The sequence below is a fragment of the Brachybacterium sp. EE-P12 genome (genome assembly GCF_003711805.1).
GTDB lineage: Bacteria > Actinomycetota > Actinomycetes > Actinomycetales > Dermabacteraceae > Brachybacterium.
This window is the reverse complement of sequence record NZ_QXCP01000006.1, coordinates 271,669-284,989: the sequence shown is the minus strand read 5'-3', so window position 1 is coordinate 284,989 and position 13,321 is coordinate 271,669. Positions and strand designations below refer to the sequence as shown.

At 72.4% G+C, this 13,321-nt stretch carries 12 protein-coding genes; 2 read left to right on the top strand and 10 right to left on the bottom strand.

Translation table 11 applies throughout. The features are described 5' to 3' along the window. Positions 1-6: 6 nt before the first annotated feature. Positions 7-1,542 (top strand): UDP-N-acetylglucosamine 1-carboxyvinyltransferase, encoded by a 1,536-nt coding sequence (locus D1648_RS10810; protein ID WP_122941614.1) that lies wholly within the window; start codon positions 7-9, stop codon positions 1,540-1,542. Positions 1,543-1,599: 57 nt separating this feature from the next. Further along, positions 1,600-2,211 (top strand): TetR/AcrR family transcriptional regulator, encoded by a 612-nt coding sequence (locus D1648_RS10805; protein WP_122941612.1) that lies wholly within the window; start codon positions 1,600-1,602, stop codon positions 2,209-2,211. A gap of 132 nt (positions 2,212-2,343) precedes the next feature. Here D1648_RS10805 and D1648_RS10800 read toward each other — a convergent pair whose 3' ends face one another. From D1648_RS10800 to D1648_RS10755, 10 genes are all read right to left on the bottom strand, one after another. Continuing rightward, positions 2,344-4,239 (bottom strand): FAD/NAD(P)-binding domain-containing protein, encoded by a 1,896-nt coding sequence (locus tag D1648_RS10800; protein ID WP_122941610.1) that lies wholly within the window; start codon positions 4,237-4,239, stop codon positions 2,344-2,346. Next, positions 4,236-5,069: an ABC transporter ATP-binding protein gene (locus tag D1648_RS10795; RefSeq protein WP_122941607.1), complete on the bottom strand. Its 834-nt coding sequence runs from the start codon at positions 5,067-5,069 to the stop codon at positions 4,236-4,238. Before D1648_RS10795 ends, D1648_RS10800 begins: the two co-directional genes overlap by 4 nt. Further along, the gene (locus tag D1648_RS10790) at positions 5,066-6,166 is read right to left on the bottom strand and encodes an iron ABC transporter permease (RefSeq protein ID WP_122941605.1); all 1,101 of its coding nucleotides are present in this window, start codon (positions 6,164-6,166) and stop codon (positions 5,066-5,068) included. The genes D1648_RS10795 and D1648_RS10790 overlap by 4 nt, the downstream gene beginning before the upstream one ends. Beyond that, positions 6,163-7,230, bottom strand: coding sequence for an ABC transporter substrate-binding protein (locus D1648_RS10785; protein ID WP_122941603.1), 1,068 nt, complete (start codon positions 7,228-7,230; stop codon positions 6,163-6,165). The genes D1648_RS10790 and D1648_RS10785 overlap by 4 nt, the downstream gene beginning before the upstream one ends. A gap of 40 nt (positions 7,231-7,270) precedes the next feature. After that, positions 7,271-8,446 carry a peroxidase-related enzyme gene (locus tag D1648_RS10780; RefSeq protein WP_122941601.1) on the bottom strand — a complete coding sequence of 392 codons (1,176 nt, stop codon included), beginning with the start codon at positions 8,444-8,446 and terminating at the stop codon, positions 7,271-7,273. Between the two features lie 103 nt (positions 8,447-8,549). After that, entirely contained in the window at positions 8,550-9,536 is a 987-nt protein-coding gene (locus D1648_RS10775; protein ID WP_122941864.1) for a LacI family DNA-binding transcriptional regulator, read from the bottom strand. A 23-nt stretch (positions 9,537-9,559) separates the two neighbouring features. After that, complete coding sequence (locus D1648_RS10770) at positions 9,560-10,714, bottom strand: Gfo/Idh/MocA family protein (RefSeq protein WP_122941599.1); 1,155 nt, start codon at positions 10,712-10,714, stop codon at positions 9,560-9,562. Next, the gene (locus D1648_RS10765) at positions 10,711-11,505 is read right to left on the bottom strand and encodes a ThuA domain-containing protein (protein ID WP_122941597.1); all 795 of its coding nucleotides are present in this window, start codon (positions 11,503-11,505) and stop codon (positions 10,711-10,713) included. The genes D1648_RS10770 and D1648_RS10765 overlap by 4 nt, the downstream gene beginning before the upstream one ends. Before the next feature lie 32 nt (positions 11,506-11,537). Continuing rightward, positions 11,538-12,386: a carbohydrate ABC transporter permease gene (locus D1648_RS10760; protein ID WP_122941595.1), complete on the bottom strand. Its 849-nt coding sequence runs from the start codon at positions 12,384-12,386 to the stop codon at positions 11,538-11,540. Between the two features lie 4 nt (positions 12,387-12,390). Beyond that, positions 12,391-13,308, bottom strand: a complete 918-nt coding sequence (locus tag D1648_RS10755; protein ID WP_122941593.1) for a carbohydrate ABC transporter permease — start codon at positions 13,306-13,308, stop codon at positions 12,391-12,393. Positions 13,309-13,321 lie beyond the last annotated feature (13 nt).

Sequence of the window (13,321 nt, the reverse complement as noted above, 5' to 3'; positions counted from 1 at the left end):
CGGGCCATGACTGAGACCACGGACGTCCTCCCTCGGATCGGGGCCCTGGTGCGCGATGCGCGCCAGCAGTCCGGCCTCACGCAGGCCGAGCTCGCCTCGACCCTCGGCACCAGCCAGAGCGCGGTCAACCGCATCGAGAAGGGGCAGCAGAACCTCACCCTCGAGATGATCTCGAGGATCGGGCAGGCGCTGGACTCCGAGATCGTGGGCATGGGAACGCCCGGCCCGAGCCATCTGCGCGTGCACGGCGAGACCACGCTCTCCGGGGCGATCGACGTGAAGTCCTCGAAGAACGCCGGGGTCGCGCTGCTGTGCGCCTCGCTGCTGAACACCGGCACCACGGTGCTGCGGAAGGTCGCCCGGATCGAGGAGGTCAACCGTCTGCTCGAGGTGCTCACCTCGATCGGGGTGAAGGCGACCTGGCTCAACGATCACAACGATCTCGAGCTGCGGGTCCCCGCGACCCTCGACCTCTCCGCGATCGACGAGGGCGCGGCCCGACGCACCCGCTCGATCATCATGTTCCTGGGCCCGCTGCTGCACCGCGCGGGGAAGTTCCAACTCCCCTACGCCGGGGGCTGCGACCTCGGCACGCGCACCGTCGAGCCGCACATGACGGCCCTGCGGCACTTCGGCCTCGACGTCGTCGCGACCGACCACACCTACCAGGCGACCACCGCGGCCGGCACCGGGCCCACCCGCCCGATCGTCCTCACCGAGCGCGGCGACACCGTCACCGAGAACGCGCTGCTCGCCGCCGCCCTCTACGAGGGCGAGACGATCATCCGCAACGCGAGCCCGAACTACATGGTCCAGGACCTGTGCTTCTTCCTCGAGGAGCTCGGCGTGAGCATCCAGGGCATCGGCACCACGACCCTCGTCGTCCGCGGCACCTCCGCGATCTCGACCGACGTCGAGTACGCGCCCAGCGAGGACCCGATCGAGGCGATGAGCCTGATCTCCGCCGCGATCGTCACCCGCTCCTCGATCACGGTGCGCCGCGTGCCGATCGAGTTCATGGAGATCGAGCTCGCGCTGCTGGAGGAGATGGGGCTGCGCTACGACCGCTCGGAGGAGTACCTCGCCGAGAACGGCAAGACCCGCCTCGTGGACATCACCACGCATCCCAGCGATCTGCGCGCTCCGGCGGACAAGATCCACCCCATGCCCTTCCCGGGCCTGAACATCGACAACCTGCCCTTCTTCGCCGTGATCGCGGCGACCGCCCAGGGGCAGACGATGCTGCACGACTGGGTGTACGAGAACCGCGCGATCTACCTCACCGAGCTGACCAAGCTCGGCGCGAACGTGAAGCTCATGGATCCGCACCGGATGCTGATCGAGGGTCCGACGCGCTGGTCCGGGGCGGAGCTGGTGTGCCCGCCGGCGCTGCGTCCCGCGGTCGTGATCCTGCTGGCGATGCTCGCGGCGAAGGGCACCTCCGTGCTGCGGAACATCTACGTGATCAACCGCGGCTACGAGGACCTCGCCGAGCGGCTGAACAGGCTCGGTGCGCGGATCGAGACCTTCCGCGACATCTGAGCCGACCGCCTCGTGGAGAGGACCGGGATCCTGCCCCGCGCTCGTTAGGATCGACGCATGACCAGCGAGGAGAATCCGTCGCAGCGCGTGATCGGGCACGCCGGCTCGTACGAGAAGGGCGTCGCCCGGCGGCAGGAGATCCTCGAGCGGGCGGCGCAGGTGTTCCGCGAGCGCGGCGCCGACGGCACGTCGCTGCGCCGCATCGCGGCGATGATCGGCGTGTCCCATGCGGCGCTGCTGCACTACTTCGACTCGCGCGAGCAGCTGCTGGTGGCCGTCTACGAGCACGAGGAGTCGCAGCGCCCGCACCGCGAGGGCGACTCGTCCTCCACGGTCGACGTCCTCGTCGAGGCCGCGATGCTCAACGCGGGCGTGCCCGGGATGGTCGAGCTGTACACGACGCTGGTGGCCTCGGCGCTGGCCGCCGAGGGCACGCCCTCGAACGAGTTCTTCAGCGCCCGCTTCGCCCGGATCCGCGAGGAGCTCACGCGGCGTTTCACCGAGGAGCAGGCCGCCGGGCGTCTCCGCGACGACGTCGAGCCCGCCGACATGGCGGCTCTGCTCATCGCGGCGTCCGACGGCCTGCAGATCCAGTGGCTGCTCGAGCCCTCTGTCGAGCTCGAGCGCACCCTGGGGACCTTCGCGGTGCTGCTCGCGCCGACGTCTTGAGGCTGCCGCGGAGCTCGGGGGCGTCGGAGACGACATGACCCAGCTCACCGTCGATCGCGTCGCCGTGTCCCTCTCAGCCCGGATCCGTGCACCGTCCCGCGCCTCCGCGATCCCTCGGCGGTGGATCAGGGCTCAGACCACCGCAGTCACCCGGGCGCGGGCCATCACCTGCCGCGCGGCGATGTCCGCCCCGGCGAGCAGCGGCGAGGGGACACCCGGGGTCGCGCCGATCGCGGAGCCCGGCTGGGTGGACTGCGCGGGGATGCCGAGCACCACCACGGCCGCATCGATCGTGCCGTCTGCGGCGACGAGGTTGTGCCCGCCCTCGGCGTCCTCGGAGATCTCCGCGGGGCTCGCCTCCATGCTGTGGGTGGGCACGCCGTCGACGGTGTGGACGCGGGCGCGGCCGGTGTCCAGCAGGGCGCGAAGCAGCGGATCGTCCGTGTCGGGGACCTTCCCCTTGGACATCCGGGTCTCCAGCAGCACGCGGGAGGTGACCACTGCGCCGGTGATCGGCGAGGCGGCTCGGAAGCGACCGGCCTGCTCGTCGGCCTCGACGACCATGCCGGGGCCCAGCAGGGTGATCACGCCCGCCTCGAGCAGGGCGAGCACGAGCCGCACCCGGTCCGCGGGCGGACCGGAGGCGAGGGCGAGGGAGTCCCCGTCGAACCAGCCCAGCACGTCGCGGACGAGGGACTCCCCGGTGAAGGCGCCACGGGCGGTGAGGCGGCCGACGTGCCGCCGCAGCGCCCCCATCGCGCCGTTCACGGCGGCGCGGGGATGGTGCCAGGGATCGGACATCGAGCCGAGCTCGTCGCGGATCATCCGGCGCACCAGACGGGCCCAGCCGTCCTCGCCGACGGGCTCGCCGAGGGTGGGGCGGTGCAGCTCCTCGAGCGTCCACGCCCAGGCCTCGTCGCGAAGGGAGGCCTCGAGCACCGCGTCGACCTCCTCGGCGGTGCGCGCGGCGTCGAGACCGGCGAGCCAGTCCCCCGTGACGGCCTCCGGGGCCAGAGCGGCGACGGCCTCGAGGTGCACGCGGGCGAACTCGCGCCCGAGCACGGGCCACACCTCCGCGGCGAAGTCGACCCGGCCGCGCGCGGCGAGGGCGTCGAACCACTCGGGGATCGCCCAGCGGGGCGTGAAGGGGCGCACCGGGCGTCCGCCCTCGGGCTTGGAGCGGTAGGGCACGCCACGGCGGGAGCCGACGACCAGGTGCGGCTCGCGGCCGCTTGGCAGGTAGCGCAGGCGTCCGTGCGGATCGCCGTCGACGGGATCGAGGCGCCCGCCCCATTCCGCGGCGAGCTGCCCGACGACGTCGAAGAAGTTCGCGCCGAGCCCGCGCACGAGCACGTCCTCGCCGGCAGGCAGCGCGGTGTAGTCGCGCTCGGCGGGCATTCCCGGCTCGACGTAGCGCAGCCCGCGGCGCTGCGCGAACTCCACCAGCTCCTGCACCTCGGCGCTGCGCCGCCCCTGGACCATGCCCTGGGCGAGCACGACGGTGCGCGCGGTCAGGCGGCGCCCGCCCTCGAGCACGACCGTGCGCTCCTCACCGCGCGTCTCGAGGTCGACGGCGAGGCCGAGCACCTCGGTGAGCTCGACCGCCCCGGTCGCGACGGCGGCCTCGAGCTGGTCGCGGAAGTAGACACCCTGGAGGCGCCGGGTGGGGAAGGTCGCACCGGTCAGCTCCCGGGCCTCCTCGAGCACCCACTCCCCCACAGGGTGGGAGCCCTCGGCCCGGACGCGGCGCGCCCAGTCCACGAGGTCGGGGCCCGGGGCGGGCGGTCCGCTCATCGGGGTCGACTCGTCGGGGTGGACGGTGGTCGCATCGGCCTGGGTGTTGTTGAGGTACTCGGCGGGCTGGTCCACGAGCCAGGTCGCACCGGGCCCGACGGCGAGGGCATCGACGATCGCGACCCGCACGGGCGCCGCCCCCTGGACCCGGGCGCGAGCGGCCAGGCGCAGCACGGTCGCGACGCCGCGGGGGCCGCCGCCGACGATCACCGCATCGAAGGTCTCCTCGCTCATCGCGGCACCGCCTCGGCGTGCACGTCGAGCTCGGCGAGCCGTGACCCGGTGAGGGTCACGCCGTGAGCGTCCACGCGCGGGCGCACCTCGACCGCGTCCTCGCGCGCGGCGACCTCGACGTCGACCTCGTAGACGGCGCGCAGCACGGGTGCCTGCAGCGCGTCGGCCGGGCTGCCGTCGGCGACGAGCCGGCCGCCGTGGAGCACCACGATCTGGTCGCAGTAGCGGGCCGCGTGGTTGAGGTCGTGGATCGCGATGAGCGCGCTGATGCCCTCCTCCCGGGTGATCTGGCGGACCAGCTGGAGCGTCTCGATCTGGTAGCGCAGGTCGAGGGCGCTGGTGGGCTCGTCCAGGAGCAGCACGCGCGTGTCCTGGGCGAGGGCGCGGGCGATGAGGGCGCGCTGGGCCTGGCCGCCGGAGAGCTCGGACATGGAGCGCTCGGCGATCTCGCCGAGCCCCATCCGCGCGATCGCGTCCTCGACCTTCGCGCGGTCCTCGGTGCGCGGGGAGAGGCCGAAGTGCGGGGTGCGGCCCAGCATGACGGCTTCCCGCACGGTGAGGTCGAAGGGCGCGTCCCCGGCCTGGGGCACGTAGCCGACGACCTTCGCGAGCTCGCGCCGGCCGAGGGAGGAGGTCTCCCGGCCCTCGACCCGCACCGTGCCGGCCTGGGCGCGGTGCACGCCCGCGATGGCCTTGACCAGGGTGGACTTCCCGGAGCCGTTAGGGCCCAGCAGGGCGCAGAACGCGCCGGAGGCGACCTCGAAGGAGACGTCCTCGAGGATCCGACGGGGGCCGTAGGCGAAGGACAGGTGCTGGACGGAGAGGCTCACTTCAGAGTGTTCCTTCGCGTGAGGATGAGGTAGATGAACACGGGCCCGCCGATGAAGGCGACCACGATGCCGACGGGCACGACCGCCGGCGCGATCACGGTGCGGCCCACCGCGTCGGCGACCAGGAGCAGCAGTCCGCCGGAGTGCGCCGCGAAGGGCAGCAGGTGGCGGTGGTCGGCGCCGATCGCGAGGCGCGCGATGTGCGGGCCGACGAGGCCCACGAAGCCGATGATGCCGCAGAAGGAGACGACCACGGCGGCGAGCGCGACGGACAGGGCGATCAGGCCGATCCGCACGGGGCCGACGTTCACGCCGAAGCTGCGCGCCGCGTCGTCGCCGGCGAAGGCGATCGCGTTGAGGTCCTTGGAGAACAGCAGCGTCACGGGCAGCGCGACGAGGGTGACGATCCCGACGACCAGCACGTCGCTCCAGGTCGCGTCGTTCACGGAGCCGAAGGTCCAGCGGATGATCGCCTGGAGGGTGTTCTCGTTCGCGGTGAACTGCAGCGCCGAGGTGAGCGCCTCGAAGATCTGCGTCATCGCGATGCCGAGCAGGAGCAGGGTCGCGACCGCCATGCGGCGGGCGGTGGCGATGCCGAGCACGAGCGCGGAGACGGCGAGCGCCATCACCATGGCGCCTGCGATCGTGGCCCAGGCGGGCAGCTGGTTGGTGCCGGCGAGGGTGATCACGAGCGCGGCGCCGAAGGCCGCGGCCGGGGAGACACCGAGGGTGAAGGGGCTGACCAGCGGGTTGCGCAGCAGGCCCTGCATGAGCACGCCGGAGACCGAGAGGGCGGCGCCGGCGGTGAAGGCGAGCAGCACGCGCGGCAGGCGCAGCTGGGTGATCACAGCGTAGGAGGAGGCGAAGTCGGCGCTGATGGTGCCGCCGATGACGCTCACCTGCAGCGAGCGGAGCACATCGCCGATGCCGACCCCGGCGGTGCCGATGGTCACGGACACCACCAGCGCGATCACGCTGAGCGCGGCGCCGGCGGCGAGGGTGATCGCCTTGCGCAGCTCGCGACGGCGGGAGATCCCCGCACCGGTCGTGTCCTCCGCGGCGGTGGACGGGACGGCGCGCTTCAGGGTGCTGGTCATGCCTCGGGCCCCTGCACGTAGTCGGTCGGATCGGAGAGCTCGGTGCCCTGGAACTCCTCCACCCAGCGGGTGAGGTACTGGCCGGGGTCGATGCCGTCGAGCTGGTCGGGATGGAGCCAGGAGGCGAGGTAGAGCGCGCCGAGCGACTTGCCGAGCGCGCTCGTGGCCCAGCCGTTGGCGAGGCCGATCCGCCCCTCGGAGACCGCCGCGAGCCCGCTCCAGCCGGGGCGGGCTGCGAGCTCCTCGCGCAGCGTCTCGAAGCGGTCGACGGGCTCGGCGGAGGGCTCGAACTCGTGGAGGACGAACTCCGGGTCGCGCAGCACGACCTCGGAGGGGTCGACGGTCAGCTCCTCCTGGGCGTCGCCGCCCGAGGCGTCCTCGAAGACGTTGGTGCCGCCCGCGGCGAGGATCATCGCGTGGAAGCCGGAGCCGGGCAGGGTGGTCAGGTACGGCTCGACGGTCTCGAGGTACACGCTGACGGGCTCGACGTCCGCGAGGCGCTCCTCGAGCTCGCCCGCGATCTCGGCACGGAAGTCGAGGACCGTCCGTGCGCCGTCCTCGACGCCGAACACCTCGCCGAGCAGGGTGATGGTCTCGTCGACGACCTCGGTGTCCCAGGCGGTCGCGATCACGACGGGGATGTCGAAGGCGCCGAGCTGCTGGACGGCCTCCTGCCACACCGCGTTGCGGGGCAGGATGACGACGTCGGGCTCGAGCTCGGCGATCGCCTCGTAGTTCAGCTGGTCCAGGCCCTCGGCGATGATCGCGTCCTCGTCGAGTCCGAGATAGGGCAGTCGGTCCAGGGAGGTGCGGTCGACGCCGACGACACGATCGGCGGCGCCGATGGCGCGCACGAACTCGTTGGCGTAGCTGTTGATGACGACGGCGCGCTGCGCGGGTCCGGGCAGGACGACCTCGCGGTCCTGGTCGTCGGTGATCGTCAGCTGCGCGGCGGCGTCCTGACCGCCCTCGACGGTGACCTCGCCGCAGGCGGCGAGGGCGAGCACGGGGAGGGCGGCGAGGGTGGCGCCGAGCAGGCTGCGGCGGCGGAGGGTGGTGGTCATGGGGTCCTCGAGGGGATGGGACAGATTGAGCGGGGCGGGGTCAGGCGTCGGGCAGGGAGGGCTCGCCGAGGCTGAGCATGAGGCGGTTGGCCCAGGCGAAGAAGCCGGCCGCGCTCAGCGCGTCGGCGATCTGCGTCTCGTCGAGGCCCTGCTCCCGCAGCGCGGCGACGTGCTCCGCGCCGAGGGCGGGACGGGGCCGGGAGAGCTCTGCGGCGGCCGTGACGAGCGCGGCCCAGCGGGGATCCTGGCCGGCGGCGAGCGGGGCCAGGTCGGCGGCGATCCAGTCCTCGTCGCGCTCGAGGGAGGCGGCGAGCAGCGCGTCGACGTCCTCCTCTCGCTTGGAGAGTCCGGCGGCCTTCCGGGCGTGGACGGAGGCGCAGTAGATGCAGTCGTTGACCTTGCTGGTCGCGGCGGCGGCAAGCTCGCGCTCCGCCTTGGGCAGTCCGTCGCGGGGCAGGAAGATCGCGTTGTCCAGCGCGCTGCGGGCCCGGGTGATCCCCGGGGTGAGCGAGAGCATGCGGAAGTACACGCTGTTCGTGCTCGCCTTCGAGGCGAAGGACTCGCGCTGGGCCTCGGTGAGCTCGTCCGCGTCGGGCACCTCGACCCACGGCTCCCACTGCAGCTGATCGCGGGTGAAGCCGGCCGGTCGTGTGCGGCCGGTGAGGGTGGTGCCGCCGTGCTCGGCGCGTCGACCGCGGGAGCGCGGGGCGCGGGAGGGCCCGAGCGCGGTGGGCACTTCGAGACCGTGGAGGACGGCGAGTCCGGCGACGAGGCGCTGCAGGTGGCTCTCGAAGGCGACGAGCTGGCTGACCAGCACGACGGTCGTCACGTCGATCCCCGCCTCGGCCAGTCGACGCTGGTCCTCAGGGGTCACGAGCGCGGGCGAGTCGGACAGCAGGTCGACGTGGTCGCGCAGCGCCGCGAGGGCGGGCTCCTCGAGCGCGTCGGCGGCGACGAGCGCGGGATCGGCGCCCTGGGCGCGATGCCAGTCGGCGAGGACGCCGCTGCCCTGCCGGTCCGCGGCGACGGCCGCGAGGGCGTGCAGCGCGGAGGCCGGCAGCGGCTGCGGCTCCCGGTAGAGCGCGTCGTACGCCTCGCGGGTGTGCTCGCGCACGTCGGGGCGGAGCACGTCGAGCCCAGCGCCCGGCTCCTCGCCCGGGGCGAGGAGGGCGGCGAGGATCTGTGCGGCGTCGGTGGGCGTGGAGGACTGGAGCATACGGCTAGCTTAGGGGTGCCCAAAGCTTGTTCAGGGCCTCGCGCGGTGCGAGTCCGCTCACGGCGCAATCCCGACGCAGCGACCGATGCCGGTGCGGCGGTCTTCAGCCCTCGAGCCAGCGCGGCTCCACCAGGGTGATCCGCGGGGTCGCGCCCTCGGTGCGCAGCAGCCGCACGAGCTCCTGCACGGCGAGCTCGCTGATCTCGACTCGGCAGGGGTCCACCTGCGGCACCGCGGCCAGCAGCGGGCTCACGTCCAGCAGGTCCGCGCCGCTGAGGGCGATCAGCAGCCGGGTGTCGTCCACCAGGGCGCCGGTCGCCGCCATCGCGAAGAGCACCTGGCGCACGCCGGTGATGCCGAAGAGGGCGGTGCGCTGGTTCGGGAGGGTGAGCCGCAGGGCTCGGTCGGGCACCTCGGCGAGCGCGCCCGCGTCGAGGATCACCTCGAGCCCCTGGTCCTCGGCCATGGTCTCCACCCCGGCGAGGAAGCGCGCCACGTCGTTGCGGGCGCGCTTGCGACCGGGCGCCCCGAACAGCAGCAGCCGGTCGCACTGCTCCTCGACGGCGCGCTCGACCACCATGCGTCCGAGCATCTCGAAGTCGAGGTCGACCACGGACCCCTGGGGGAACTCCTCGGGCTTGCCGATGGTCACGAAGGGCAGCCCCGACTCGAGCGCCGGCGCGACGCGTTCGTCGATGCGGTCCAGCTCCATCAGGAGCAGACCCTCGCAGACCCCGGTGCGCACCACGCGGCGGATCCCGTCGGCGCCCTCCTGCGCGGTGACCAGGAGGATGTCGTAGCCGAATCGTCGGGCCTCCCGGGCGATGGTCCCGACGAAGGTCATGAGCACGCCGTCGTCGGCGTCGGCCTCGGGGACCATCAGCCCGATCACGCCGCTGCGCCGGGAACGGAGGGTGCGGGCGCCGGAGTTGGGGTGGTAGCCGAGCTTCGCGATCGCGTCCTCGACACGGGCGCGCGTGGCCTCGGAGATGGGGCGGGAGCCGGTGAGCACGTAGCTCACGGTCGACTGGGAGACCCCGGCGAGGCGGGCCACGTCCTGGCTCGTCGGAGCCTTCCTCCGGATCGGCATGACCTCCCCCTCCCCGGGGCCGGTCAGCTGCCGCCGAGCCCCGTCGCCCCAGTCTTCCACGAGGCGAGGGACCGGCTCCGCCCGTCCGCGGAATCCAGCGCCCGCGCCTCCTCGAGCGCCTCGTCGAGCAGCTCGGCGAGGACCACGCGCCGGCCGGTCTCCGCGGAGCGGACGGCGGCCTCGACGATCGCCTGGGTCCACACGTTGGCATGGACCTCGGTCGCGGGCACCGGACCGCCGCGCAGTGCCGCGCAGAACTCGGCGAGGGAGGCGTCCAGCTCCCAGCGGTCCTCGGGCCCGGGCGGGCGGCCCGCGACGGAGTCCCTTCCCGCGGGGTGGGCCGTCGGCGGCTCCTCGCCGTCCCAGCGGACGGTCCCGCCCTCGCAGTGCAGCACCCAGTCGCCGTTCCAGCTGGTCTCGCCCCCGGGCGAGCACCAGGAGCCGGAATAGGTGTGCACCGCCCCGCTGTCGTAGGCGATCGTCACGGTCGCTGCCGCGTCCCCGGCGTACCAGCTCCAGGCCGGGTTGTACGAGGCGGCGGTGACGTGCACGGGTGTGCCGGGCAGGAGCACGCGTCCGGCGTCGAGGGCGTGGATGGCCATGTCGATCAGGAGCGGCTGCTCCATCTCGTCGCGGAAGCCGCCGAAGCGGGGCGCCTTGGCGAAGCGCGTGTCGACGATCCCGGCGCCGCCGAGGGTGTCGGCCAGGCGCCGCGCCTCGTGCAGGTGAGGGTTGTTCCGACGGGACTGGGAGACCATGAACAGCGTCCCGGTGTGCTCGGCGTGGCCGGCGAGGGAGACGGCCTCGGCGAGGGTCGCCGCGCACGGCTTCTCGCCGAGCACCGGCAGGCCGGCGTGCAGCGCCTCGGCGGTGACCTGGTGGTGCGCGGCGGGGATGGTCACGTCGACGATCGCCTCGGCGCCGCAGCGCGCGGCGACCTCGAGCATCTCGGTGCCGGTCGCGATCCCGGAACGGCGGGCCTCGGGCACGGTCTCCTGCACTGCCCGCCGGGCCGCCCCGTCCACCACGTCGACGACGCCGACGAGGCGGGCCGCGTCGCTGGCGAGGATCGTGCGGATCCAGGCGCGCCCCATGCCGCCCGCGCCGACGACGAGGACCGGGACGAGCGCGGTGCCGCTGGTGCCCGTGCTGGTGCCGGGGGCTGTCACGTCGTTCATGCGCCCTTCCCCGCGGCCTCCGCGTCGCCGACGCCCTGCCCGCTCGCCCCGGTGAGGAACCAGTCGGTCTCGTAGCGGTCCAGGAACGGCACCTCGCGGTCCGCGACCGCAGGGCGCGCCCAGCGCACGCCGTTGGCGATCACGCGGCGGACGTCGCGGTGGTGGTAGACGGGATAGTCCTGGTCGCCGGGGCTGAAGTAGAAGATCTTGCCCTTGCCGCGGCGGAACGTGCAGCCGGAGCGGAACACCTCTCCCCCGCTGAAGGACGAGACGAACACGAGCTCGTCGGGGACGGGGATGTCGAAGTGCTCGCCGTACATCTCCTGCTCGTAGATGACGATCGGGTGCGGGACGCCCTCGGCGATCGGGTGGGAGGGGTTCACGGTCCAGACCAGCTCGCGGTCGGCCTCGTTGCGCCAGCGCAGGGTGCAGGTGGTCCCCATGAGGCGGGTGAAGGGCTTGGACCAGTGCCCGGAATGGAGCACCACCAGGCCCATGCCGGACAGGACGTGGCGCTGGACCCGTTCGGCGACCTCGTCGGAGACCTCCCCGTGGGCCATGTGCCCCCACCAGGTCAGCACGTCGGTGCGGGCGAGGACCTCCTCGGACAGGCCGTGCTCGGGGTCGTCGAGCAGGGCGATGGACGTGGTGACGTCCTCGCCGAGGTGCTCGACGATCCCGTCGCGGATCGCGGAGTGCATCCCGTCGGGGTAGAGCTCGCGCACGCGCGGATCGCGCTGCTCGTGGCGGTTCTCGCCCCAGACGGTGACGCGGAGGGGTGTGGTGGGCATGGCACGGGTCCTTTCGGTGGGTGGCAGGGTGGTCACTTGACGGCACCGCCGGTGGCCCCGGCGGCGACGTACTTCTGAGCGATGATCATGAGGATCACCGCGGGCAGGGAGGAGAGGACCGCTGTGGACATCACGGCGCTCCAGTCGGTGTCGTTGGTGCCGATGTACGTGTAGAGCCCGAGGGTGACCGGGCGGATCGTCTCCCCCGTGGTGAGCGTCAGCGCCATGAGGAAGTCGCTCCAGGCGAAGAGGAACGAGAAGATCCCCGCCGTGATCAGCGAGTTGCGGGAGACGGGGAGGACGACGGACCAGAAGGCTCGCACATGGCCGCAGCCGTCGATGCGCGCGGCCTCGACGATCGAGGTCGGGAAGGTCTCGAGAGAGGCGCGCATGATGAGGATCGCGAAGGGGATCCCCTGGGAGGCGTCGGCGAGGATCAGCCCGGGGATCGAGTTGATCATCCCCAGCGGCGTGTAGACGGTGTACAGCGCGTTGGCGATCACGATGCCGGGGATCATCTGGCTGATCAGGACCACGAACAGCAGCACGCCCGTGCCCTTGATCCGCAGCTGCGCCAGCGCGTAGGCGCACGGCGCGGCGATCGCGAGGGAGAGCAGGCAGGCTCCGATCGCGACGATCAGGGAGGTGAGGAGGTTCTGCCCCTGGTCGGCGAGCGCCCGGGAGTAGCCGGAGAAGTCCGGGTCCAGCGGCAGCCATCCCGTGTTCAGGCTGTTGCCGGCGGGGGCGAGGGACGCGTTGAGCATCCAGTAGACGGGGAAGAGCATCACGGCGACCAGGAGGATGCCGACGGCGGTGTGGAGCCAGGCCCGCGCCGGGCGGCGTCGCACCGGGCGCACTGCGGGGAGGGTGAGGGTGCTCATCGGATCATCCGTTCTTCGCGGCGCGGGCGTTCGCGCGCAGGTAGACGATGCTGAAGGCCAGGGCGATGGCGATGAGGACGTTGCTCAGCGCCGCCCCCTGCCCGAAGTCGAACTCGACGAAGCTCATCTCGTAGCTGCGCGTGGCGAGGGTCTGTGTGGCATTGGCAGGACCGCCTCCAGTGAGCCCGATGATGAGGTCCAGCACCTTGATCGTGTAGATCACCCCGAGCAGCAGGACGACGGAGACCACGGGACGCAGCAGCGGCAGCGTGAGGTGGGCGAAGGAGCGGGCGCCTGTGGCGCCGTCCAGGGCGCCGGCCTCGTAGACCTCCTCCGGGATGGCCTGGAGCCCGCTGTGCAGGAGCACCACGTTGAAGGGGATGCCCAGCCAGATGTTGACGAGGATCACCGCGATCAGAGCCGTGTCGGAGCTGTTGAGCCAGGGGATCGGGTCGGAGATGAGGCCGAGGCCCTCGAGGAAGCGGTTCAGCGCGCCGTTGTCCTGCTCCAGGATCCACCGCCATACGGCGGCCGAGACGATCATCGGCAGCAGCCACGGCAGCAGCAGCAGGCTCCGCAGCAGGCCCGACAGCGGGAAGCGGCGACGGAAGTAGAGGGCGAGGGCCAGGCCGAGCACGAACTGCCCGGCGAGGGACCCGAGCGTGAACAGTCCGGTGTTGCCCAGGGCGCGCAGGAAGATCGGATCGGTGAGGGTCGCCGCGTAGTTGTCGAGGCCGATGAACGGTGCGCGGCCGTTGAAGAAGGTGGAGAAGTCGTAGGCCTGGAAGCTCATCACGAGGTTCTTCACGATCGGATAGCCGAAGAAGGCGAGCATGTAGAGCGCCGCGGGCAGCACGAACGCGCAGCGGACCATCAGGTCCCTGCGTCGGCTGCGACGCCGGTCGGTCTGGTGAGCGGTCATGGGAGCTCCTCGG

Excerpts from the sequence above, each read along its gene's own strand:
- D1648_RS10810 (WP_122941614.1), top strand. The coding sequence starts at position 7 with ATGACTGAGACCACGGACGTCCTCCCTCGGATCGGGGCCCTGGTGCGC.
- D1648_RS10805 (WP_122941612.1), top strand. The coding sequence starts at position 1,600 with ATGACCAGCGAGGAGAATCCGTCGCAGCGCGTGATCGGGCACGCCGGC.
- D1648_RS10800 (WP_122941610.1), bottom strand. The coding sequence starts at position 4,239 with ATGAGCGAGGAGACCTTCGATGCGGTGATCGTCGGCGGCGGCCCCCGC.
- D1648_RS10790 (WP_122941605.1), bottom strand. The coding sequence starts at position 6,166 with ATGACCAGCACCCTGAAGCGCGCCGTCCCGTCCACCGCCGCGGAGGAC.
- D1648_RS10785 (WP_122941603.1), bottom strand. The coding sequence starts at position 7,230 with ATGACCACCACCCTCCGCCGCCGCAGCCTGCTCGGCGCCACCCTCGCC.
- D1648_RS10780 (WP_122941601.1), bottom strand. The coding sequence starts at position 8,446 with ATGCTCCAGTCCTCCACGCCCACCGACGCCGCACAGATCCTCGCCGCC.
- D1648_RS10775 (WP_122941864.1), bottom strand. The coding sequence starts at position 9,536 with ATGCCGATCCGGAGGAAGGCTCCGACGAGCCAGGACGTGGCCCGCCTC.
- D1648_RS10770 (WP_122941599.1), bottom strand. The coding sequence starts at position 10,714 with ATGAACGACGTGACAGCCCCCGGCACCAGCACGGGCACCAGCGGCACC.
- D1648_RS10765 (WP_122941597.1), bottom strand. The coding sequence starts at position 11,505 with ATGCCCACCACACCCCTCCGCGTCACCGTCTGGGGCGAGAACCGCCAC.
- D1648_RS10760 (WP_122941595.1), bottom strand. The coding sequence starts at position 12,386 with ATGAGCACCCTCACCCTCCCCGCAGTGCGCCCGGTGCGACGCCGCCCG.
- D1648_RS10755 (WP_122941593.1), bottom strand. The coding sequence starts at position 13,308 with ATGACCGCTCACCAGACCGACCGGCGTCGCAGCCGACGCAGGGACCTG.